At 71.9% G+C, this 21,994-nt stretch carries 20 protein-coding genes; 12 read left to right on the top strand and 8 right to left on the bottom strand.

The features are described from left to right. The first annotated feature begins 39 nt into the window (after nucleotides 1-39). A complete protein-coding gene (locus LY13_RS01485) occupies nucleotides 40-606 on the top strand; it encodes a nitroreductase/quinone reductase family protein (RefSeq protein ID WP_253826281.1) in 567 nt (188 codons plus the stop codon). Here LY13_RS01485 and LY13_RS01480 read toward each other — a convergent pair. The 4 genes from LY13_RS01480 to LY13_RS01465 form a co-directional block, all read right to left on the bottom strand. Beyond that, nucleotides 566-1,126: a GNAT family N-acetyltransferase gene (locus LY13_RS01480; RefSeq protein WP_253826280.1), complete on the bottom strand. Its 561-nt coding sequence runs from the start codon at nucleotides 1,124-1,126 to the stop codon at nucleotides 566-568. The genes LY13_RS01485 and LY13_RS01480 overlap by 41 nt on opposite strands. Before the next feature lie 43 nt (nucleotides 1,127-1,169). After that, nucleotides 1,170-1,844 (bottom strand): NAD(P)H-dependent oxidoreductase, encoded by a 675-nt coding sequence (locus LY13_RS01475; RefSeq protein WP_253826279.1) that lies wholly within the window; start codon nucleotides 1,842-1,844, stop codon nucleotides 1,170-1,172. Nucleotides 1,845-1,878: 34 nt separating this feature from the next. Next, the gene (locus LY13_RS01470) at nucleotides 1,879-2,403 is read right to left on the bottom strand and encodes a TetR/AcrR family transcriptional regulator (protein ID WP_253826278.1); all 525 of its coding nucleotides are present in this window, start codon (nucleotides 2,401-2,403) and stop codon (nucleotides 1,879-1,881) included. A gap of 137 nt (nucleotides 2,404-2,540) precedes the next feature. Continuing rightward, nucleotides 2,541-5,351 (bottom strand): aconitate hydratase, encoded by a 2,811-nt coding sequence (locus LY13_RS01465; RefSeq protein WP_253826277.1) that lies wholly within the window; start codon nucleotides 5,349-5,351, stop codon nucleotides 2,541-2,543. 328 nt (nucleotides 5,352-5,679) lie between these two features. On the opposite strand from LY13_RS01465, the gene LY13_RS01460 reads away from it, so the two are divergent. Beyond that, nucleotides 5,680-6,378, top strand: coding sequence for a nitroreductase family protein (locus LY13_RS01460; RefSeq protein ID WP_253826276.1), 699 nt, complete (start codon nucleotides 5,680-5,682; stop codon nucleotides 6,376-6,378). An 86-nt stretch (nucleotides 6,379-6,464) separates the two neighbouring features. On the opposite strand, the gene LY13_RS01455 is transcribed toward LY13_RS01460, so the two are convergent. Then, nucleotides 6,465-7,979 (bottom strand): proline-rich domain-containing protein, encoded by a 1,515-nt coding sequence (locus LY13_RS01455; protein WP_253826275.1) that lies wholly within the window; start codon nucleotides 7,977-7,979, stop codon nucleotides 6,465-6,467. 121 nt (nucleotides 7,980-8,100) lie between these two features. Further along, a complete protein-coding gene (locus tag LY13_RS01450) occupies nucleotides 8,101-8,691 on the bottom strand; it encodes a hypothetical protein (protein ID WP_253826274.1) in 591 nt (196 codons plus the stop codon). Between the two features lie 67 nt (nucleotides 8,692-8,758). Between LY13_RS01450 and LY13_RS01445 the strand changes: the two genes are divergently transcribed. From LY13_RS01445 to LY13_RS01425, 5 genes are all read left to right on the top strand, one after another. Further along, nucleotides 8,759-10,126 carry an NlpC/P60 family protein gene (locus LY13_RS01445; RefSeq protein ID WP_253826273.1) on the top strand — a complete coding sequence of 456 codons (1,368 nt, stop codon included), beginning with the start codon at nucleotides 8,759-8,761 and terminating at the stop codon, nucleotides 10,124-10,126. Next, nucleotides 10,123-10,737 carry a molybdenum cofactor guanylyltransferase gene (mobA, locus tag LY13_RS01440; protein WP_253826272.1) on the top strand — a complete coding sequence of 205 codons (615 nt, stop codon included), beginning with the start codon at nucleotides 10,123-10,125 and terminating at the stop codon, nucleotides 10,735-10,737. The genes LY13_RS01445 and mobA overlap by 4 nt, the downstream gene beginning before the upstream one ends. Before the next feature lie 130 nt (nucleotides 10,738-10,867). Next, nucleotides 10,868-11,941 (top strand): AAA family ATPase, encoded by a 1,074-nt coding sequence (locus tag LY13_RS01435; protein WP_253826271.1) that lies wholly within the window; start codon nucleotides 10,868-10,870, stop codon nucleotides 11,939-11,941. A 117-nt stretch (nucleotides 11,942-12,058) separates the two neighbouring features. After that, on the top strand, nucleotides 12,059-12,940 hold the full coding sequence (locus tag LY13_RS01430) for a DUF58 domain-containing protein (protein WP_253826387.1): 882 nt from the start codon (nucleotides 12,059-12,061) through the stop codon (nucleotides 12,938-12,940). After that, a complete protein-coding gene (locus tag LY13_RS01425) occupies nucleotides 12,937-13,920 on the top strand; it encodes a VWA domain-containing protein (protein ID WP_253826270.1) in 984 nt (327 codons plus the stop codon). Before LY13_RS01430 ends, LY13_RS01425 begins: the two co-directional genes overlap by 4 nt. Before the next feature lie 10 nt (nucleotides 13,921-13,930). On the opposite strand, the gene LY13_RS01420 is transcribed toward LY13_RS01425, so the two are convergent. After that, on the bottom strand, nucleotides 13,931-14,407 hold the full coding sequence (locus tag LY13_RS01420; protein WP_253826269.1) for a tRNA (cytidine(34)-2'-O)-methyltransferase: 477 nt from the start codon (nucleotides 14,405-14,407) through the stop codon (nucleotides 13,931-13,933). 235 nt (nucleotides 14,408-14,642) lie between these two features. On the opposite strand from LY13_RS01420, the gene fabG reads away from it, so the two are divergent. The 3 genes from fabG to LY13_RS01405 all read left to right on the top strand — a co-directional run bounded on the left by fabG (nucleotide 14,643) and on the right by LY13_RS01405 (nucleotide 17,554). Further along, nucleotides 14,643-15,347 carry a 3-oxoacyl-ACP reductase FabG gene (gene fabG / locus LY13_RS01415; RefSeq protein ID WP_253826268.1) on the top strand — a complete coding sequence of 235 codons (705 nt, stop codon included), beginning with the start codon at nucleotides 14,643-14,645 and terminating at the stop codon, nucleotides 15,345-15,347. 241 nt (nucleotides 15,348-15,588) lie between these two features. Further along, a complete protein-coding gene (fabI, locus tag LY13_RS01410; RefSeq protein ID WP_253826267.1) occupies nucleotides 15,589-16,356 on the top strand; it encodes an enoyl-ACP reductase FabI in 768 nt (255 codons plus the stop codon). 151 nt (nucleotides 16,357-16,507) lie between these two features. Further along, nucleotides 16,508-17,554, top strand: a complete 1,047-nt coding sequence (locus LY13_RS01405) for a ferrochelatase (RefSeq protein WP_253826386.1) — start codon at nucleotides 16,508-16,510, stop codon at nucleotides 17,552-17,554. A gap of 136 nt (nucleotides 17,555-17,690) precedes the next feature. Here the strand turns inward: LY13_RS01405 and LY13_RS01400 are convergent, their stop codons facing one another. Beyond that, on the bottom strand, nucleotides 17,691-18,506 hold the full coding sequence (locus LY13_RS01400; protein WP_253826266.1) for an Rv1486c family protein: 816 nt from the start codon (nucleotides 18,504-18,506) through the stop codon (nucleotides 17,691-17,693). Nucleotides 18,507-18,597: 91 nt separating this feature from the next. On the opposite strand from LY13_RS01400, the gene LY13_RS01395 reads away from it, so the two are divergent. Together LY13_RS01395 and LY13_RS01390 are read left to right on the top strand one after the other, a co-directional pair. Beyond that, nucleotides 18,598-20,025 carry an ATP-binding protein gene (locus LY13_RS01395; protein ID WP_253826265.1) on the top strand — a complete coding sequence of 476 codons (1,428 nt, stop codon included), beginning with the start codon at nucleotides 18,598-18,600 and terminating at the stop codon, nucleotides 20,023-20,025. Further along, nucleotides 20,022-21,974, top strand: coding sequence for a vWA domain-containing protein (locus LY13_RS01390; RefSeq protein WP_253826264.1), 1,953 nt, complete (start codon nucleotides 20,022-20,024; stop codon nucleotides 21,972-21,974). The genes LY13_RS01395 and LY13_RS01390 overlap by 4 nt, the downstream gene beginning before the upstream one ends. The last annotated feature ends 20 nt before the right edge of the window (nucleotides 21,975-21,994 follow it).

Here is a 21,994-nt window from a genome sequence, read left to right as displayed (position 1 = left end):
GTGTGCGGTGCCGCTGCCGGGAATGGTCGAATGTCCGGTATGCGGAACCCGTTGCCCGCCGTCGCGCGGTTGCTCGGCCGGCGGCGGTCGTTGATGAAGCTCGCCGAGGCTGTCGTGTGGGCCGACACCCGGCTGCATCGCGCCTCCCGGGGCCGGGTGAGCCTGGTCGGCATCGCCGGTCTGCCGTCGCTGCGGCTGATCACGACGGGACGGCGGACCGGCCGGCCGAGGGAGAGCAACCTGCTCTACATGCCCGACCGCGGCACCCCGCACCGCGTGGGCCGGGCACGCTGCCGCGGAGGCGCCACCGGAGAGACGGTGGGTGACGACGAGGTCTTCGTCGTCACCGGATCGAACTGGGGCCGCCCCCACGACCCGGCGTGGGTGCTCAACCTGCGCGCCCGGCCGGACGCGCAGGTGCGCGTGCGTGGCCGTGACATCCCGGTGCGCGCCCGTGAACTCACCGGTCTGGACCGCGAGGCCACGTGGCGGCGGCTGCTCGGCTTCTGGCCCGGTTACGCCATGGAGCGCGACGAGGCGGGCCGCGACTTCCCGATCTTCGTGCTCACCCCGGACGCGGATCGCTCGCGACGATGCCCATCGTGATCATGTCGTGCCAGATGCCGTTCCACCAGATCGCCTGGCGGTGGATCCCTTCACGGACGAACCCGCACTTCTCGTAGACCCGCTGGGCACGCACGTTGAAGTCGAACACCTCGAGTCCCACCCGGTGCAGTCCGGCCACGTCGAAGGCGTAGTCGCGCACCAGCCGGGTCGACGCCGTGCCGTAGCCGCGGCTGAAGGCCTCGGGCCCGAGCAGCGCGATGCGGTACCCCGCCGCGGCGTTGGGCGGGTCCAGCTCGTGCAGCACCGCCTCGCCCAGGAACGCTCCCGTGGCGGCGTCGGTGATGGCCCAGTCCGCCCGGTCGTGGTGGTCGGAGCGGGTGGCGAGGAGACGTCGCACCTCCTCGTCGGTGAACGTGTGGTGCGTCCCGGTCAACCTGCGGACCTCCGGGTCGTCGAGCATCCGGCGCACCCCGTCGAAATGCTCCTCGCCGAGCGGCACGAGCCGGACGCGGTCATCGGTCAGCACTGGCAGGTCGCGGAAGACGTCGGAGGGAATCACCCCGACACGGAACCATCACCGGGGCGCGGGCGCGAGGCGATTATCACCGGGACAGCATCCCCTGCCGAGCGGCCAGGTGGTCGGCCTTCGCCGTCCGCGCCACGCGGTCGGGCGCGATGAAGGCCTCCGCGATACGGCCGGCCTGCGCGATCCCGGCCTCGCGCCGGGGTGCGTTGTGCTCGCCTTCGACGTCGTGGATGAGGTGGCTCTCGACGTCGTCGATACCGCAGTAGGCGAAGATGCCGACATCGATCTGGGTGCGCATCGCCTCGTCGTAGCCGTACTTGTCGTACGTTCGCTGCTTCGACCCGCCCACGCCGATGAGCACGGTGGGGATGCTCGGCAGCAGTGCGTGGAGAGGCTGCTTGCCGCGGTCGTCGACACCGGCGCCGTACTGGTACGCCCAGCCACCGGTGAAGACGCGCTCGATCCACCCCTTCATCATCGCGGGCATCCCCCACCAGTAGACGGGGTAGACGAAGGCGAGCCTGTCCGCGGCCTCGACCCGGCGGTGCATCTCGGCGATCCCGTCCGGAACCGGGCCGCCCCAGAAGTGTGCGTGATCGGCTTCGGTGAACCGCGGATCGAACCCTTCGCGGTGCAGGTCGAGCACGTCGATCGTGTGCCCCGCCTGCCGGAAGGGCTCGTGGAACGCGTCCATCACCGCGGCCGGGTAACGGTCGGTGAAGGGGTGGGAAAAGACGGTCAGCAGCTGCATGGGGACGGGCTCCGTTCGACAGGTCGAGGCCGATTCAGGTGCGTGCGACGACGAGGGATCTCGCGGCGGCGCGAGCGGCGTCCACAGCCCGCTGTCCGCGGTAGGAGGCCGCCGAGGTCGCACCTTCGAAGACCACGAGCAACTGTTCGGCGAGCAGTTCGTCCGCACCGCCGGTTTCCCGCTCGACGATCGAGGCCATCACCCGGTGCAGCAGCTCCCGGTACTCCGCGACCGCGTGCTCCACCTCCGCGACGCCGTGTCCGTCCTCGCCGAGCGCACGCAGGAACAGACACCCGCGCGCACCCTCGGAACGGACCCAGCTCGCCAGCGCGTCGAAGAGTTCATCGACTGTCGAGACGGCGAAAACGCGGCTGAACCGGTCCCGGCGAGCGTCCAGGACCGCGGCGATGAGACCGGTCTTGCTGCCCATGTGCTTGTACAAGGTGCGGGAGGAGACTCCGGCCGCCTCGGTCAGCCGGTCGACGCCGATGCCGGCGAAACCGTGCGCGTCGAAGACGGGTTCGGTGCTGGTGATGATGCGTTCCCGGGTCGTCGTCACGCCACCAATGTACCACGAGCGTTTTACCTCTGTGGTTCGAAGCCGGAGCCATGAACGAGCAAGCGCCCCGCCGGGCCGAGGCCTGGCGGGGCGCTTGGAGGGGGTCAGCGACCGGATCGTGTCGCGTGGCCGGTGACTCAGGACGTGGTCAGGTTCCGCAGCACGTACTGCAGGATGCCGCCGTTGCGGTAGTAGTCCGCCTCACCGGGGGTGTCGATGCGGACGTCGGCGTCGAACTCGACCTTCTGGCCGTCGGTCTTGGTGGCCGTGACCTTGACCGTCGACGGCGTGACACCGTTGTTGAGCTCGGTGATGCCGGCGATGTCGTAGGTCTCCGTGCCGTCGAGGCCCAGCGAGGACGCCGTGGAGCCCTGCGGGAACTGCAGCGGCACGACACCCATGCCGATCAGGTTCGACCGGTGGATCCGCTCGAACGACTCGGCGATCACCGCGCGCACGCCCAGCAGGCGCGTGCCCTTGGCCGCCCAGTCACGCGACGACCCGGAGCCGTACTCCTTGCCGCCCAGCACGACCAGCGGCGTGCCCTCCGCGGCGTAGTTCTGAGCCGCGTCGTAGATGAACGCCTGCGGACCGCCCTCCTGCGTGAAGTCGCGGGTGTAGCCGCCCTGGACGTCGTCGAGCAGCAGGTTGCGCAGCCGGATGTTGGCGAACGTGCCGCGGATCATCACCTCGTGGTTGCCGCGGCGCGAGCCGTACGAGTTGAAGTCCTTGCGCTCGAGGCCGTTCTCCTTCAGGTACCGGCCCGCGGGCGAGTCCTCCTTGATGGCACCGGCGGGGGAGATGTGGTCGGTGGTGACCGAGTCGCCCAGCAGCGCCAGCACCCGGGCACCGGAGATGTCGGTGACCGGCTCCGGCTCGGCGCCCATGCCGTCGAAGTACGGGGGCTTGCGGACGTAGGTGGACTGCGGGTCCCACTCGAACGTCTTGCCCTCGGGCGTGGGCAGCGACTTCCAGCGCTCGCCGCCGTCGAACACGTCGGAGTAGTCCTTGGTGAACATCTCCTGCGTGATCGCCGAGTCGATCGTGGACTGGATCTCCTGCGGCGACGGCCAGATGTCGCGCAGGTAGACGTCGTTGCCGTCGGTGTCCTGGCCGAGCGGCTGGTTCTCGAAGTCGAAGTCCATCGTGCCCGCGAGCGCGTAGGCGATGACCAGCGGCGGCGAGGCCAGGTAGTTCATCTTGACGTCGGGGTTGATCCGGCCCTCGAAGTTGCGGTTACCGGACAGCACCGACACGGCGGTGAGGTCGTTGTCCTGGATGGCCTGCGAGATCTCCTCCGGCAGCGGACCGGAGTTGCCGATGCAGGTCGTGCAGCCGTAGCCGACCAGGTGGTAGCCCAGCTTCTCCAGGTACGGCCACAGGCCGGCCTTCTCGTAGTAGTCGGTGACGACCTGCGAGCCCGGGGCCATCGACGTCTTGACCCACGGCTTCGACGACAGGCCCTTCTCGACGGCGTTGCGGGCGAGCAGCGCCGCGCCGAGCATGACCGACGGGTTGGAGGTGTTCGTGCACGAGGTGATCGAGGCGATCACCACGGCGCCGTGGTCGAGCACGAACTCGCCGCGCTCGGCCGACGTGACGGTCACCGGCTTCGACGGGCGGCCGTCCGCGCCGTTGGCGGCCGACTGCACCGCGACGGAGTCCTCGTCGGCGAACGACAGCGCGGGCGCGTCGCTGGCCGGGAAGGACTCCTCGACCTTCTCGTCGATCTTCGTGTGCGGCGTGGCCTGGTCGTCCTGGACGTAGTCGCGCACCGACTTGCGGAACGACGTCTTGGCGTCGGTCAGCTCGATGCGGTCCTGCGGGCGCTTCGGACCGGCGATGGACGGCACGACCGTCGACAGGTCCAGCTCCAGGTACTCGGAGTACTCCGGCTCGTGGGCCGGGTCGTGCCACAGGCCCTGCTCCTTGGAGTAGGCCTCGACGAGTGCGAGCTGTTCCTCGGAGCGGCCCGTGAGCTTGAGGTACCGGATCGTCTCCTCGTCGATCGGGAAGATCGCGGCGGTGGAGCCGAACTCGGGGCTCATGTTGCCGATCGTGGCGCGGTTGGCCAGCGGCACGGCGCCCACGCCGTCACCGTAGAACTCGACGAACTTGCCGACCACACCGTGCTTGCGCAGCATCTCGGTGATCGTCAGCACGACGTCGGTCGCGGTGGCGCCGGGCGGGATCTGGCCGGTCAGCTTGAAGCCGACGACCTTCGGGATGAGCATCGACACCGGCTGGCCGAGCATCGCGGCCTCGGCCTCGATACCGCCGACACCCCAGCCCAGCACGCCGAGACCGTTGACCATCGTGGTGTGCGAGTCGGTACCGACGCAGGTGTCCGGGTAGGCCTGGCCGTTCCGGGCCATGATCGTGCGCGCCAGGTGCTCGATGTTGACCTGGTGGACGATGCCGGTGCCCGGCGGGACGACCTTGAACTCCTCGAACGCGTTCTGGCCCCAGCGCAGGAACTGGTAGCGCTCCCTGTTGCGCTCGTACTCGATCTCGACGTTGCGCTCGAACGCGTCGGCGCGGCCGAAGATGTCGATCACCACCGAGTGGTCGATGACCATCTCGGCGGGCGCGAGCGGGTTGACCTGGTCCGGATCGCCGCCGAGAGCGGTGACGGCCTCCCGCATCGTGGCGAGGTCGACCACGCACGGCACGCCGGTGAAGTCCTGCATCACCACGCGGGCGGGCGTGAACTGGATCTCGGTGGACGGGTCGGCCTTCGGATCCCAGTTGCCCAGGGCGCGGATGTGCTCCGCGGTGATGTTGGCGCCGTCCTCGGTGCGCAGAAGGTTCTCGAGAAGAATCTTCAGGCTGTACGGCAGCCGCTGCGAGCCCTCGACCTTGTTCAGGCGGAACACCTCGTACGAGGCGTCACCGACCTTCAGTGTGTCGCGAGCGCCGAAGCTGTTCTTGCTGGCGGGTGCAGTCACGTCTCACTCCATGCGGCGGTTAGTTCGGGTACCCAGGGCCGAGTCTTGCGCACCCCCGTCGCGCCCGCAGAGGTGGGCTCGGACAATCCCTGCGCTGTAAACAGTACGCTTGTCCTTTTTTGTATTCAACCAAGGGTGCGCCCGGATGTCGTGGGACGTGTGTGATATCCGCCGCGGTCCCGAACGGCCGTGTGCCCGGCGACGACCGCGGGCTGCCCCTCCGCCGGGCGGGACGGGTGTGGCCGTGGCGATGATAGGGCTGGATCAGGACTGCGGCGCGGGCACCGGGCCCGCGCCGGGCCGCGACCATCCCGGAGGGGAGCCGACCATGACCGACGGTGCGACCGCCGACACGCGAACCGGCGACACGCGAACCGGCGACGAGGTGCGAACCGACGAGCCGCCGAGCGCGCTCGACGTCCTGCATTCGACGCCGTCCCGCCGCTACCTCTCACCGGAGCCGATTCCGGACGAGGTTCTGTGGGACATCCTCGACGCCGCGGTGCGCGGACCCTCCGGGGGCAACCGGCAGGGGTGGGGTTGGGTCGTGGTCACCGACCCGGAGGTCAAACGGCGGATCACGCCCTGGTACCGCGAGAACTGGGAGCGCGCCTACGGACACCGGCGCGACGAGTTCCTCGCGGGCACGGCCGAGGGGCTGAGTCCGGCGGGCTTCCGCGGCGCCGAGCACCTGGCCCACCACCTCGAGGAAGCGCCGGTGTGGGTCTTCCCGGTGCTGCGGGGAGCGGCGACGGCCACGGACCCCCGGACGGGCGCGTCGATCTACGGCGCCGTCCAGAACCTCTGCCTCGCCGCGCGGGTGCACGGCGTCGGCACGTCGCTGACCACCCTCTACGCGGGACACGAGGACGAGCTCCGCGCCCTCCTCGGACTGCCGGAGGACGCGCTCACGATGGCGCTGGTCCCGATGGGCTACCCGGAGCGAGGCCGGTGGGCCCGGCCGAAACGGGCCCCGGTCGAGGAGGTCGTGCACTGGGGCGCGTGGGGCGTCCACGCCCGGCGCTGACGCGCACCCGGAACAGCAGCCCCGGAACAGCAGCGCGGGCCCGGCGGCCTCCCCTGCGCCGGGCCCGCGGTCGTGCCGTCGGCGGTTCAGTTCCCGCCGAACATGGCCTCGACGTCCTCCGGTTCGAGGCTGCGCAGGACCGTCATGCCCAGGTCGTTCAGCGTGCGCACCGGGCTGACGTAGTGCTCGCCGTCGATCTCGGTGGTCACGACGCCGACTCCCTGTTCCATGATCCCGCCGACCAGGTTGGAGACCATCCCGGCGACGGCGGGTGGCATGTCGGCGGCGTTCTCACCCGCGGCGAGCTGGGCGAACTGATCGGCGCACAGCCGCTGACTCCGGCCCTGCGCCTGCACCTCGTAGCAGTCGCCGGACTTGGCGACCGTGACGGTGCTGCCCTGGGCGGACACCGTCACCGAGGTGATCGTGGCGCGCGTGCCACGCTGGACCTCGGAGTTCTCGGTCTGCAGGTCGGTGACCTCGGCTCCCGGCACGCCCTCGAAGTCGCCCGCCTCCTCGAGCAGCAGCGGGCCCGCGTCGTGCAGCACCGCCATCTCGTCCGGCGCCAGCAGTTCGATGACGCGTTCCAGGTCCCCGCCCAGCGCGGCGTTGACGACACCCTTGATCGCCTCGTCGGGTGAGCCCGCCCCGCGGGCAGGAATCGACTGGGACGGCCATTCGAGGTCTTCGTCCTGGAGGATCTTGTCGGCGAGCGTGTAGAAGAGGCTCGGGTACCACTCGCCGTTCTCCTGGACGGCCGCGATGCGGAGCGGCTCGTCGAGATCCTCGGCGATGTCGATCGTGTGCGTGCCGTCCTTGATGGGCCAGTCCTCGAGCAGCTGGTCCTTGAACTCGGGTGCGAACTGCACTTCGGAGGAGTCGGCCTTGAACGTGATCGTGCCGCTGGTGAGCTCGGTGACCGCGACGCGGTCGTTGATCCGTTCCTCACCCTGCTCGTCGAAGCGCAGCTTCTCCGTGGACATGCTGAGTCCGCCGAGCATCTCGGGGTCGGCGTCCTCGGTGAACAGGCCGAGGCGCTTGTACTCGGCGACCGTTTCGTCGGCCGTATCGGTGAGCAGTCGCGATTCCGACGGCGCCAGGGTGCCCAACACCCCTGCGAGATCACCGCCCTCGAACGAGGTCGCGAGTTTGCGCACGGCCTCGGTGGGGGACGGGGAGCCCGCGGCCACGGAGCTCTGCTGGAAGAAGGCGAAGTAGCTGCCCACGGCGCCCGCGGCGACGACCAGCGCGACGACGAGCCCGATGATCAGGCCGCGCTTGCGGCCGCTGCCCGACGGCTGCGCGGAACCGACCCCGCCGGGCTGGCCGGGCTGCTCGTAGGGCGGGTACCCGCCCTGCTGGTAGGGGCCGGGCTGGCCGTAGGGCTGCTGCGGATACCCGGGCTGGCCGAATCCCTGCTGCGGATATTCCTGCGGATTCCCCTGCGGCGGCTGGCCGTAGGGGTACTGGCCGTACGGCGGGTACCCGCCCTGCTGTGGCTGTCCGCCGTACGGCGATCCGTGGTCCTGCCCGTACTGCGGTCCCGGCTGCTCGCCGGCCCGGCCCTCCCAGGGCTCGCCGGGGCCTTGCGGAGTGGTCACGATACCCACCTGTTCCGTGTCGATCCCTGTGCACGCGGGGGTGCGTGCACAGTCTCCGGTCCGACGGGGACGGCACCCTCGTCGTTCCGTGACCCCGCCGCGACCGGGTGCGCGGTCGTGGTCAGCCGTGCCCCGGTGGTCCGCCCGCAGCCGCGACGGTCGGCGGCCGTGGGTGCCGGGCCGCGCGGCCGGCGAGCACCACGGCGACGAGCGCGGCCACCACTGCCAGGCCTGCGCCGACGGCGGTCACCACGGGACCGGTCCGGTCGACGCCGGCCGCCCCGTAGTCGCCCGCTTGGGCGACGGTGCACACCGCGGTGAATCCCACGAGGAGCGACCACACCAGGCACGCCACGGCGGCGGTGCGGACGAACCGGGTGACCAGCGCGGCGGCGCAGACCGCGGCCAGCAGTGGCACCGCAGGCCACACGGCCACGGCCGGTCCGGCAGCGCCCGCGAGGTCGAAGTGCTCGACCAGTCCCACGGCCTCGTAGCTGCTGCGGGTCACCTCGCCGGAGACGAACCAGGGCAGGAACGTGCCGACGACGGCGAGCGCGAGACCGGCCCCGGTCAGTGCGGTCGCGACAACGCGTGCCACGACCACAGGGGGACGGGAGTTGACCATGCGCCACATCTTGCCCGATTTGCCCGACAATCCGGACGCGGGTCCCCCACCCGGGGAAATGTGACGCGCGATGCGCGTGTTCCGCATGTGGTGAATGGTGAGGCCGGGTCGTGGGTGGCAGAGTCCTACTCGGAGTAGCAGGAGGTGGGATCGGATGCGGACGAGCGTGGACCGCACGGCGCGGACGTCGTCGTCGCGGCCGGGGGGACGGAGGTCCGGTAGGGGACTGGCGGCCGGAGTGTTCGCGCTCGCGGTGCTGCTGGCGGCTCCACCCGCGGCCGTCGCGGTGCCGCCACCGCCGCCGAACCCGAGCGATGCGGAACTCGACGCGAGCCGCGCGGAGGCGTCCGAGAAGGCCGGCGAGGTCGGCCGACTCACGAGCCGTCTCGCCGACGCCGAGGCCAAACTGACCACCCTGCGCAACAAGGTGGAGCGGAAGCTGGAGCAGGCCAACAAGGCCAGGGTGGACCTGCAGCGGGCGCGGGCGGAGGCGGACACGGCCGAGGCCGAGGCGGAGTCGGCGCGCGCCGAGGTGCGGAGCGCGTCGGGCGCCATCCGCAACGCGCGGGAGTCGCTGGACCGCTTCGCTGCCGCGAGTCACCGGCAGGGCACCACGGTCGGGTCGCTGAGCGCCTACCTGGGTGCCGACTCGCCGAAGGACCTGCTCGCCCGTGAGCAGCTGCTGGGCGCCGTCGGCGGCAGCGAGCTGGACGCGCTGGGCAGCATGAAGCGTGCGCAGGTGCGCAAGTCGAACAAGGAGGCCGCCGCCAGGCAGGCGCTGGAGAACGCCCGGCAGAAGCGGGCAGCGGCGGCGCGGGCGAAGACCGCGGCCGAGCAGGCGCAGCAAGCTGCCGTCGAGGCCCGCAACGGTCAGGCGTCCCGTGCCGAGGAACTCCGGGCCGAGAAGAGCGCCGTCGAGCAGCAGTTGCAGGAGGCACGCTCCCGCGTCGGCGGGCTCGAGGGGCAGCGTGAACGGTACGAGGCGTGGCTCGCCGAGAAGGAGGCCGAAGAGGCGGCCCAGGCGCAGCAGGCGGCCGCCGCGGCGTCCGGCGGTGGCGCTTCGGCTCCGTCCCCGCAGAGCCAGGCCGCGTCGGTTCCGGCGGGTGCGAGCGTCGAAACGGTGGTCCAGCGTGCGATGTCCCAGCTCGGGGTGCAGTACGCCTGGGGCGGCGGCAACGCGCACGGCCCGACCTACGGCATCCGGGACGGCGGTGTCGCCGACGCCCACGGCGACTACGCCAAGATCGGCTTCGACTGTTCCGGACTGATGATCTACGCCTTCGCCGGGGTGCAGGCGCTGCCGCACTACAGCGGGTACCAGTACGACGCGGGACGGAAGGTGCCGCTGTCGCAGATGCGGCGCGGCGACATGCTGTTCTGGGGCAACGGCGGCATCCACCACGTGGCGCTGTACCTCGGCAACGGGCAGATGATCGAGGCGCCGTACTCCGGTGGGCACGTCCGCGTGGTCCCCGTGCGGTACGGCGACATCCTCCCGTACGCCACACGCCTCATCGGGTGATCGCAGGGAGCGAGCCCCGGCCGGAGGACGCGGGGCCGGCGACCGGGCGACGCGCGTACGGGGGCGTCGTCGTCGCCGGTGGCGCCGCCGAACGGCTCGGCGGCGTGGACAAGCCGATGCTCGAGGTCGGCGGACGCACCCTGCTCGCGCGATCACTGGCGGCGTTGTCCGACGCCGATCCGGTCGTGGTCGTCGGGCCGCGGCGACCGGGGGTGGACGGTGTGGTCTGGACCCGGGAAGAGCCGCCGGGGACCGGCCCCGTCGCGGCACTCGCCGCCGGGCTGGCGTTCGTGCACCGGTCGCGGGTGGTGGTGCTGGCCGGGGACCTGCGCGGCGTGACGGCGGCCGTCGTCGGCCGCCTGCTGGAGGCGCTCGACCGGCCGCACGACGGTGGCCACGCCGAGGCGCCGGACGGCGCGGTCCTCGTCGACGCGGACGGCCGCAGGCAGTGGCTGCTCGGAGCGTGGCGGACGACGTCGCTGCGCGAGGCCCTTCCCGCCGACCCCGCGGGCGCCTCGGTGCGCCGGGTGCTCGGCGAGCTCACGATCGTCGACGTGCCCGCGCGCGGCGACGAGGCCGCCGACGTCGACACCGTCGACGACCTGCCGTGAGGGGCGACGTGGTTCACAGGCGTCATACCGGGAGTGGGGTTCCATGGAACCCTCCACCTCACCCGCCGGGTGCGCGCCCGCGAGCGGTACGGTCCCGGCGAGAGGGAAGATCACCGCAAGGAGGTTAGGTGTGACCGAGCCCGGCACCCCCGACAACGCGAACGGGGCGGAACCCGGCGCACCGGCACGCGACGCCCAGCTGCTCGAACGCACCGTGTTCGAGGTGAAACGCGTCATCGTCGGCCAGGACCGGTTGGTCGAGCGCATGCTCGTGGGGCTGCTCGCCAAGGGCCACCTGCTGCTCGAGGGCGTGCCCGGCGTCGCGAAGACCCTGGCCGTCGAGACGTTCGCGAAGGTCGTCGGCGGCTCGTTCTCGCGCGTGCAGTTCACCCCCGACCTCGTGCCCGCCGACATCCTCGGCACCCGCATCTACCGCCAGGGCAGCGAGAAGTTCGACGTCGAGCTGGGCCCGGTGGTCGCCAACTTCGTCCTCGCCGACGAGATCAACCGCGCCCCGGCGAAGGTCCAGTCGGCCATGCTCGAGGTGATGGCCGAACGGCACGTCTCCCTCGGCGGCGAGACCTTCCCGATGCCGGACCCGTTCCTCGTGCTGGCGACGCAGAACCCGATCGAGAACGAGGGCGTGTACCCGCTCCCGGAGGCGCAGCGCGACCGGTTCCTCTTCAAGATCATCGTCGAGTACCCGACGGCCGAGGAGGAGCGCGAGATCGTCTACCGGATGGGCGTCGCCGCGCCCGAACCGCAGACGGTCCTCACCCCGGACGAGCTCGTCCGGCTGCAGGGCGTGGCCTCGCAGGTGTTCGTCCACCACGCGCTCGTCGACTACGTGGTCCGCCTGGTGCTGGCGACGCGGACTCCCAGCGAGCACGGACTGTCCGACGTCGCGGGCTGGGTGTCCTACGGCGCCTCGCCGCGTGCCAGCCTCGGCATCATCTCCGCCGCCCGCGCTCTCGCGCTGGTCCGCGGCCGTGACTACGTGCTGCCGCAGGACATCGTCGACGTCGCAGGCGACGTGCTGCGCCACCGGCTGGTGCTGTCCTACGACGCGCTCGCCGACGGCGTGCCGCTCGACCACATCGTGAGCCGCATCCTGCAGACCGTGCCGCTGCCGCAGGTCACCGCGCGGCCGCAGGGCCCGCAGGGTGGTCAGCCGTCCGTTGCCGCCGGCGCGCCGGGCAGGTAGTCCGTCGACATGGCGCGCACGAACGACCCCGGAGGCCCGCTCGGTGTGGGGCCTGCCGCCGCAGGCAGCCGCGAGGGGAGGCCGTCGTGGGCTCCGCCCGTGCTGCGGGGCGACCGGATGGCGGCCGGCCTGCGCACCCTGGAACTCGAGGTCCGCGGTCGACTCGACGGCCTCCTGCAGGGCAACCACCTCGGCCTGGTCCCCGGGCCGGGCTCCGAACCGGGGGAGGCGCGTCCGTACCAGCCCGGTGACGACGTGCGCCGCATGGACTGGGCCGTGACCGCCCGAACCACCACGCCGCACATCCGCGAGACGGTCGCCGACCGGGAACTGGAGACGTGGATCGTCGCGGACGTGTCGGCGAGCCTCGACTTCGGTACCGCCGCGTGCGAGAAGCGCGACCTCGTCGTGTGCGCCGCCGCCGCGGTCACCCACCTGACCCTCGGTGGCGGCAACCGCGTGGGCGCACTCGTCTCGAACGGCGCCGAGACCGTGCGCGTGCCCGCGCGCGGGGGACGCGCACACGCACGCAACCTGGTGCGCACGATCGCGGAGATGCCCCGGGCCGAGGAGGGCACGCGCGGGAACCTGGCCGAACTCGTCGACCAGCTGCGCCGCCCGCCGCGACGGCGCGGGCTCGCCGTCGTCGTGTCCGATTTCCTCGGCGACACCGCGTGGCAGCAGCCGTTGCGTGGGCTGTCCGCGCGGCACGACCTGATCGGTGTCGAAGTGCTCGACCCGCGGGACGTCGACCTGCCGGAGGTCGGGGACATCGTGCTCGCCGACCCGGAGACCGGCAGGCAGCGCGAGGTGCACGCGTCGGCGCAGCTGCGGAAGGAGTTCGCCGCCGCGGCCCAGCAGCACCGCGGTGAGGTGGCCCGCGCGCTGCGGCAGGCCGGCGCCGGGCACCTCGTGCTGCGCACCGACTCCGACTGGATCGCCGATACGGTCCGGTTCGTGGTCGCCCGCAAGCGCGGTTGGTCGGGGGCGGCCTCATGAACCTGACCGGCTTCGCGTCGCCCTGGTGGTTCCTGCTGCTGGTCGTCGTCGCCGCGGTCGCGGTCGGCTACGTGCTGGCGGTCCGGTCGCGGCGCAAGCGGACGATGCGGTTCTCGAACCTCGCGTTGCTGGAACGGGTCGCACCGACGGGCAGGCGGTGGACGCGGCACGTGCCGTCGGCGCTGCTGATGGTGTCGCTGTTGCTGTTGACGTTCGCGTTGGCGGGTCCGACGGCGGAGCAGAAGGTTCCGCGGAACCGGGCCACGGTCATGCTCGTGATGGACGTGTCGCTGTCGATGGAGGCGACCGACGTCGAGCCGACCCGATTGAAAGCGGCGCAGGACGCCGCGTCGCAGTTCGCCGAGGGACTCACCCCGGGCGTGAACCTGGGGCTGATCTCGTTCGCGGGCACGGCGACCGTCCTGGTGGCGCCCACCACCGAACGTGACGGTGTCACCAGCGCGATCCGGAATCTGAAGCTGGCCCAGTCCACGGCGACCGGTGAGGGCATCTTCGCTGCGCTGCAGTCGGTGGAGAGCTTCTCGGCGGTCGTGGGCGGTGCGCAGGGGCCGCCGCCCGCTCGCATCGTCCTCATGACCGACGGCAAACAGACCGTCCCGCAGGACGAGTACGCCCCGCGCGGCGCGTTCACCGCGGCGACGAAGGCCAAGGAGAAGGACATCCCCGTCAGCACGATCTCGTTCGGCACCTCGCACGGCAGCGTCGAGATCGAGGGCAAGGACGTGCCGGTCCAGGTCGACGACGCGTCGATGCGCGAGATCGCCCGGCTGTCCGGCGGCGACTTCTACAAGGCGGCCACCGCCGAGGAGCTCGACCAGGTCTACGAGAGCCTCGGCGAGCAGATCGGATACGAGACCAAGGACACCGACGCCAGCAGGCCCTGGGTGGTGCTGGGCACGCTGGTGCTGTTCGGTGCGGCGGCCAGTTCGCTGCTCATCGGACGGCGCCTGCCCGACTGAGCGCCGCCCGTCACGCCCCGGTGGGCCGCGCTCCCGGGAAGCCGTGCTGCCGCCAGGCCTCGTACACGGCGATCGAGGCGGTGTTGGTGAGGTTGAGCGACCGCGACGTCGGCAGCATCGGCAGCTGGACCCGTTCGGTGACGGCCGGGTCGGTGAGGACCTCGTCGGGCAGACCGGTCGACTCGGGGCCGAACAGCAGCACGTCGTCGGGCGCGTACGAGACGTCCGTGTACAGCCGGTCGCCCCTGGCGGTGAACGCGTGGACGTTGGCGGGAAGCAGCGTCTCCCACGCCGCCTCCAGCGACGGATGCACATGGACGTCGGCCAGGTCGTGGTAGTCGAGCCCGGCGCGGCGCAGCTGCTTGTCCTCGAAGCCGAACCCGAGCGGCTCGACGAGGTGCAGTTCGCAGCCGGTGTTGGCCGACAGCCGGATCGCGTTGCCGGTGTTGGGCGGGATCTCGGGGTGGTAGAAGACGACCCGGAACACGTCGGTGGTTTCTCCTCGTTCGTACGGCGGGCGGCCGGGCGACGGCCACGCACCGATTCTGCCGACCGCGCCGCGCCGGCCGCGGGCGGCCCGTCGCACCCGCGGGCCGGCGGGCCGTGTGGTGAAGACCATGCCGGGCACGGCCGGGTTACCTCCGGGTACCGGGCAGCGGAGCGGCCCGTGCCGGATAGCCTCACGGCGGACAATTGCCATGCGGCGTGAGGAGAGGTTTCTCGTGGGACGGTCGGTTCTGGTCACCGGAGGCAACCGCGGCATCGGACTGGCGATCGCGCGCGGTCTGGCCGAGGCCGGGCATCGGGTGGCGGTGACCCACCGCGGATCGGGCGCGCCGGAGGGGCTGTTCGGCGTGCAGGCCGACGTCACCGACTCCGAGCAGATCGACGCCGCGTTCAAGGAGGTCGAGGAGCACCAGGGAGCCGTGGAGGTGCTGGTGTCCAACGCCGGCATCACCGACGACACGCTGCTGATGCGGATGAACGAGGAGTCGTTCACCCGCGTGGTCGACGCGAACCTCACCGGTGCCTACCGGGTCGCCAAGCGCGCCAGCCGTGGCATGCTGCGGGCGAAGTGGGGCAGGCTCGTGTTCATCTCGTCGGTCGTCGGGCTCTCCGGCGGCGCGGGTCAGGTGAACTACGCGGCGAGCAAGGCCGGTCTGGTCGGTGTGGCCCGCTCCATCACCCGCGAGCTCGGTTCCCGCAACATCACGGCCAACGTCGTCGCGCCCGGTTTCGTCGAGACCGACATGACCGACGAGCTGACCGAGCAGCAGCGGGAGGCCGCGCTGGCGCAGATCCCGGCGGGGCGGTACGGCGCGCCCGAGGACATCGCCAACATGGTGCGGTTCCTGGCCTCCGACGAGGCGGGCTACGTCAACGGGGCGGTGCTGCCGGTGGACGGCGGCCTCGGTATGGGGCACTGAGCCGCCGCGAGCCGCATCGCGCCTCCGCGGGCCGCGCGGGCCCACCGGGCGACACGCGCGACCGTCGGGGGACACTGTCCCGGCACGCGACACCCGCCGTCTCCGGACGCCGCCCTGCGCGCCGCGCCCTGCGGCCGGTGTCGTGGGCCGCGCCGCGGCACGGTCGCCCGGCGCCCTGTCCACATCCCGTTCACCCGGCATCACCGCCGCGACCATCGGTACACACGAAGGGAAGAATTCCGTGTCCGGACTGCTCGAAGGTAAGCGCCTGTTGATCACCGGCGTCATCACGGACGCGTCGATCGCGTTCCACGCCGCGAGGACGGCGCAGGAACAGGGTGCGCAGGTGGTGCTGACCGGCTTCGGCAGGATGTCGCTCATCGAGCGCATCGCCAAGCGGCTGCCCGAGCCCGCGCCCGTGATCGAGCTGGACGTGCAGAACCCGGAGCACCTCGACACGCTCGCGGACCGGGTGGCCGAGCACGTCGACGGGCTGGACGGCGTGCTGCACTCCATCGCGTTCGCACCGGAGACCTGCCTGGGCGCCCCGTTCATGGACGCGCCGTCGGAGGACGTCGGCAAGGCCGTCGAGGTGTCCGCCTACTCGTACAAGGCGCTCGCCAAGGCCGTGCTGCCGCTGCTGAGCCCCGGTTCGGCGCTGGTGGGCATGGACTTCGACGCCCGCGTCGCGTGGCCCGCCTACAACTGGATGGGTGTCGCGAAGGCGGCGCTGGAGTCGGTCAACCGGTACCTCGCCCGCGACCTCGGGCCGCACGGGGTGCGGGTCAATCTCGTGTCGGCGGGCCCGGTGAAGACCATGGCGGCCAAGTCGATCCCCGGCTTCGGTGAGCTCGAGGACGGCTGGGGCGACCGTGCCCCGCTGGGCTGGGACACGACGGACCCGACACCGGTGGCGAAGACCATCTGCGCCGCGATGTCGGACTGGATGCCTGCCACGACCGGCTCGATGATCATGGTTGACGGCGGCGTCCACGCCACCGGCCAGTAATTCCCCGCGTCCGGCGGGGTCGGTCGCGGGTGACCTGTTCGGCCGTCCCCGGCGCTGCCGGTCCGGGGCGGACGCCCGCATCGGGTCGGCCGGCTCGTGTGGGGTCGACCCGGTGCTGCGTGCCGTGGGCCACAGCGGAAAGATGGACACCGTGAGTTACGACGCGCTGCTGTGGTTGTCGTTCGGCGGGCCGGAGGGTCCGGACGACGTGATGCCGTTCCTGGAGAACGTGACGCGGGGCAGGGGAGTGCCGCGGGAGCGACTCGAGGAGGTGGCCGAGCACTACCGCCACTTCGGCGGAGTCTCGCCCATCAACCGCCTCAACCGTGAGGCGATGGCCGCGGTGGAGAAGGAGCTCGCCTCCCGCGGTATCGATCTCCCGGTGTACTTCGGCAACCGCAACTGGCATCCGATGGTCGAGGACACGCTCGCGCGGATGCAGGCAGACGGGGTGCGGCGGGCGCTGGTCTTCCCGACGAGCGCCTACGGCGGCTACTCGGCGTGCCGGCAGTACGACGAGGACATCGCGCGTGCCCGTGCGGCCGTGGGCGAGGGAGCGCCGGAGCTGGTCAAGCTCCGCCAGTTCTTCGATCATCCCCTGTTCGTCGCCGCGAACGCCGACGCCGTCAGGGCCGCCCACGCCGAACTCGGCGGGCGGCAGGCGCGCACGGTGTTCACCGCCCACTCGATTCCCACGGCCGCCGACGCGGCGGCGGGGCCGCCGGAGACGGGCGGGGAGTGGTACTCGAAGCAGGTCTTCGAGGCCGCGCGGCTCGTTGCCGCGCAGGCGGGCGTCTCCGAGTACGACGTCGTGTGGCAGTCGCGGTCCGGTCCGCCGCACATCCCGTGGCTGGAGCCGGACATCGTCGACCACATCGACGCGCTGCACGAGCAGGGTGTCGGTGCCGTGGTGGTGAGCCCGATCGGTTTCGTCTCGGACCACCTGGAAGTGGTGTGGGATCTCGACAACGAGGCGGCCGACCGGGCGGCCGAACTGGGGATGGGCTTCGCCCGTGCGGCCACCCCGAACGGGGATCCGCGGTTCGCCGAACTCGTCGTCGAACTCGCGCAGGAGCACCTCGCGGGCGGGGGAGTGCGCAAGCTGTCCGAGGTCTTTCCCGTGGCGGGCTGTACCCGGAACGGCGCGCCGTGCGCCGAGGGATGCTGCGCATCGGTGAAGCGGCCCGCAGCGGAGTAGCCGCGGACGTGCCGACCCGGTGAGACGCCGGAGTGGTGACGTGCCGGAGCGGCGGGCCGCTGCGGCACGTCACCGCAGACCCTCGGCCGCAGACCCTCGTTGTGTATAACGTCCTATACGGCTCGGCCGTGGCGTGTCACGGCCGGTTGGCCTGATCGGCGAACACGCGCACGGCTTCGTTGACCGCCGCGCACCTGGCGGTGCGCACCGCTTCCGACAGGGGCCGGAGTGCATCGGCGCGCCGCTCGGCGGCCGACGCCGACAGTGCGCCGCCGGGCTCCTCGGTGGAGGCGACCTCGAGGATCGCGCCGATCTCCTCCGCGCGCTGGAGCACACGGAGTGCGCGGCCGGGCATGCCGTCGGGCCAGTCGGGGGAGGGGCGCGCGCGGAGCCGTGCCGACAGCTCGGAGCGCACGCTCGGCCGTTCGCTGGCCACGTCGAGTGCCTGGAGTGCGCCCGCGCTGTCACGGATCGCGTCGGTCAGGCCGTGTTCGGCCTCGGCGAGGCCGAGGTGCTCGAGCCCGACGTCCTGCGGCGTGACCGGGCCGGGGGTCGCGAGCGGGTGGACGGTCCACCGGACGAGGCCCTCGGCGATGTGGTGCGGCACGATGCCGTAGCCGGCGCCGGGCAGAACCACGGCCTCACCCGCGGCCAGTGCCGCCTTCGGGAACTCCCCGCCGCCACCGAGTCCGCGGACGTCGCCCGGCACGGGCAGGACCAGCCGCGTGTCGGGGGTGCCGAGTCGGCGGAGCGTGCCGAGCAGCTGGGCGGGTTGGGCGGGGAAGCCGCCCGTCACGGGCAGATCGAGGGCGGAAGCGGTGGCATCGTCGGCGGCGACGACCTCGTGCGCTTCGCCCCACGGCAGCAGGGAGTCGAGCACGTTGTCGGACGCGGCCGCGCCGTGGAGCCATGCCGAGGACCACACGGCCAGAGTCGCACTGGGACAACACACAGGGCCCGAGCGTACCGGCCGGAGCCGCCGGGCGATCCCGGGCGATCGCCGATCGTGACGCGACCGTCGCAGCGGGGATAGGCTGGTCGGGGTGAAGGCCCCAGAGGAGACCGTGCCCGCGGATCTGCCCCGCACGGCGGGACAACTGCGCGCCGCCGGTCATACGCCCCGTGGTGTGAAGGACGAGATCGCCGACAACCTGCTCGCGGCGCTGCGCGAGGGCCGCGACCCCTGGCCGGGCATCGTCGGATTCGGCGACACGGTCGTGCCGCAGCTGGAACGCGCGCTACTGGCTCGACACGACGTCGCGCTGCTCGGCGAACGCGGTCAGGGCAAGACACGCCTGCTGCGCACGCTCGCGGGGCTGCTCGACGAGTGGGCCCCGGCCATCGAGGGCTCCGAACTCGCCGAGCACCCGCTGGACCCGATCACGCCCGCGGCGGTGCGCCGCGCGGCCGAACTCGGCGACGAGCTGCCGGTCCGGTGGCTGCACCGCAGCGAGCGGTACGCGGAGAAGCTCGCCACGCCCGACACGTCCGTGGGCGACCTGATCGGCGACGTGGACCCCGTCAAGGTCGCCGAGGGGCGGACGCTCGGCGACCCGGAGACCATCCACTTCGGACTGGTGCCGCGTGCGCACCGCGGGATCGTGGCCCTCAACGAACTGCCCGACCTGGCCGAGCGGATCCAGGTGGCGCTGCTGAACGTGATGGAGGAGCGCGACATCCAGGTCCGCGGCTACACGCTGCGCCTGCCGCTCGACGTGCTGCTCGTCGCGACGGCGAACCCCGAGGACTACACGAACCGCGGGCGGATCATCACCCCGCTCAAGGACCGGTTCGGCGCCGAGGTGCGCACGCACTACCCGCACGAGCTCGACGCCGAGATCGACCTCGTGCGGCAGGAGTCGGAACTGGTCGCCGAGGTCGGCGATCCGCTCGTGGAGGTGCTGGCACGGTTCGTGCGCGCGCTGCGCGAGGCGACCGTCATCGACCAACGATCCGGGGTGTCGGCGCGGTTCGCGGTGGCGGCCGCGGAGACGGTCGCGGCGGCGGCGCTGCGACGTGGCGCGCTGACGGGGGAGGAGCCCGCGGTGGCGCGCCCCGTGGACCTCGAGTCGGTTCCGGAGGTGCTGCGCGGCAAGCTGGAGTTCGAACCCGGTGAAGAGGGGCGTGAACTCGAACAACTGGTGCACCTGCTGCGCGTGGCGGTGGCCGAGACGGCGCGCGGCCGGTTCGCGGGCCTCGATCTGACGCCGTTGGCGGACGCGGTGACCGAGGGGAGTCCGGTCGAGACGGGCGAGCGGGTTCGTGGTGGGGAGTTGCTCGCCGCCCTGCCGGAGTTGCCGGTGCTGCACCAGGCGGCCGAGCGGTGCGGCGTGGGCCCGGGGGATCCGCCTGCCCGGATCGCCGCGGCGGTCGAGCTGGCGCTCGAATCGCTGTATCTCGGCAGGAAGGTCGCCAAGGACGTCCGCGGGCCCGGCGACGGCGGCGCGGCGAGGACGGTCTACGGACCATGAGTGGCGACGGGTACCGGTACGGGCCGTATCACGACGGCCCGGACCCGCTCGCGCCGCCGGTCGACCTGCGGGAGGCGGTCGACGAGATCGGCAGGGACGTGATGGAGGGCGCCTCGCCCCGGTCGGCGATGGACGAGTTACTGCGCCGGGGCACTCCCGCCACGCCCGGACTGGACGAGCTGACCCGCCGGGTGTGGCAGCGCCGGTCGGAGATTCAGCGCCGCCACCGACTGGACGGCACGTTGCAGGAGGTGCAGCGGCTGCTCGACGAGGCGCTCGCGGCGGAGCGGCAGAGCCTGGCGACCGATCCGTCGGACGACGCCCGCTTCGAGGAGATGCGGCTCGACGCGTTGCCGCCGGGAACGGCGGGCGCGGTCTCGGAGCTGGCCGACCACGAGTGGCGGTCGGAGACCGGCCGGGACAACTACGAGCGGATCCGCGAGCTGTTGGGGCAGGAGCTGCTCGGGTCTCGGTTCGAAGGCATGAAGGAGGCGTTGCAACAGGCCACGTCCGAGGACGCCGACCGGATCGGCGCCATGCTGGCCGACCTCAACGACCTGCTCGCCGCGCACGCCCGTGGCGACGCGGACGTCGACGAGCGGTTCGACGAGTTCATGCGCAGGCACGGTGAGCTCTTCCCGGAGAACCCGCGGAACGTGGACGAACTGATCGACGCGTTGGCCGCGCGGTCGGCGGCGGCGCAGCGGGCGCTCAACTCGATGACGCCCGAGCAGCGGCAGGAGCTGGCACAGCTCTCGCAGCAGGCTTTCGGGGACCCGCGCATCGCCGAGCAGCTGTCACGGTTGGACGAGCAGTTGCGCGCCGCGAGGCCGGGGGAGGACTGGTCGTCGTCCGGCCGCTTCCGTGGCGAGGATCCGCTGGGGCTCGCCGAGGGCGCCCGCGCGATGACGGATCTGTCCGAACTGGACGCGCTCGCCGAACAGCTGGCACAGAGCTACCCCGGCGCCCGGATGGAGGACATCGACCTCGAGTCGCTCGAACGTCAGCTCGGCGACGACGCGGGCGTGGACGCGCGCAGGCTCGCCGAACTGGAACGGGAGCTGAGCAGGCAGGGCGTGTTCGAGCGGACCCCGGACGGCTCGTTGCGGCTGTCGCCGAAGGCTCTGCGCAGGCTCGGCGAGACGGCACTGTCCGATGTGGTCAGGGCGCTGCGGGCGGGACGGGGCGAACGCGACACCACGGCGGCAGGCGCGGCCGGCGACGTGACCGGTCAGACCCGGCCGTGGGCCTTCGGGGACACGCAACCGTGGGCGGTGTCGAGAACCGTGCAGAACGCGGTGCTGCGCACGGCGTCGACAGGGCGCGGCGCGGTGCGCCTCGACGTGTCCGACGTGGAGGTCGCCGAGACCGAACACCGGTCGCGGGCCGCCGTTGCGCTGTGCGTCGACACGTCGTGGTCGATGGTCGCCGAGGACCGGTGGCTGCCGATGAAACGTACGGCCCTCGCCCTGCACCAGCTGATCTCGACACGGTTCCGCACCGACGCGCTGCAGATCATCACGTTCGGTCGCTACGCCCGGCAGGTCGAGCTGTCCGAGCTGGTGGCCCTCGACGGGACGTGGGAACAGGGTACGAACGCCCACCACGCGCTGTTGCTCGCCGGGCGGCACCTGCGGCGTCATCCGAGCGCGCAACCCGTCGTGCTGATGGTCACCGACGGCGAGCCGACCGCCCACCTCGAACCGGACGGTGAGGCACTGTTCGACTACCCGCCCAGCCCGACGACGCTCGTCAAGACGTTGTCCGAAGTGGACAGGCTCGCGAAGACGGGGGCGGCGCTGTCGGTCTTCCGCCTGGGTGACGATCCGAGACTCGAGGCGTTCGTGGACCTGCTCGCCCGCCGGGCGGGTGGCCGGGTGCTGGCACCGGACCTCGACGGTCTGGGTGCCGCCGTGGTGGGTGACTACCTGCGCGGCCGGCGCGGCTGATCCGTCCGAGCGCAGGACAC

The sequence above is a fragment of the Prauserella aidingensis genome, from assembly GCF_024171865.1.
GTDB classification, from domain to species: Bacteria; Actinomycetota; Actinomycetes; order Mycobacteriales; family Pseudonocardiaceae; genus Prauserella; species Prauserella aidingensis.
This window is presented reverse-complemented; position numbering and strand designations above follow the sequence as displayed.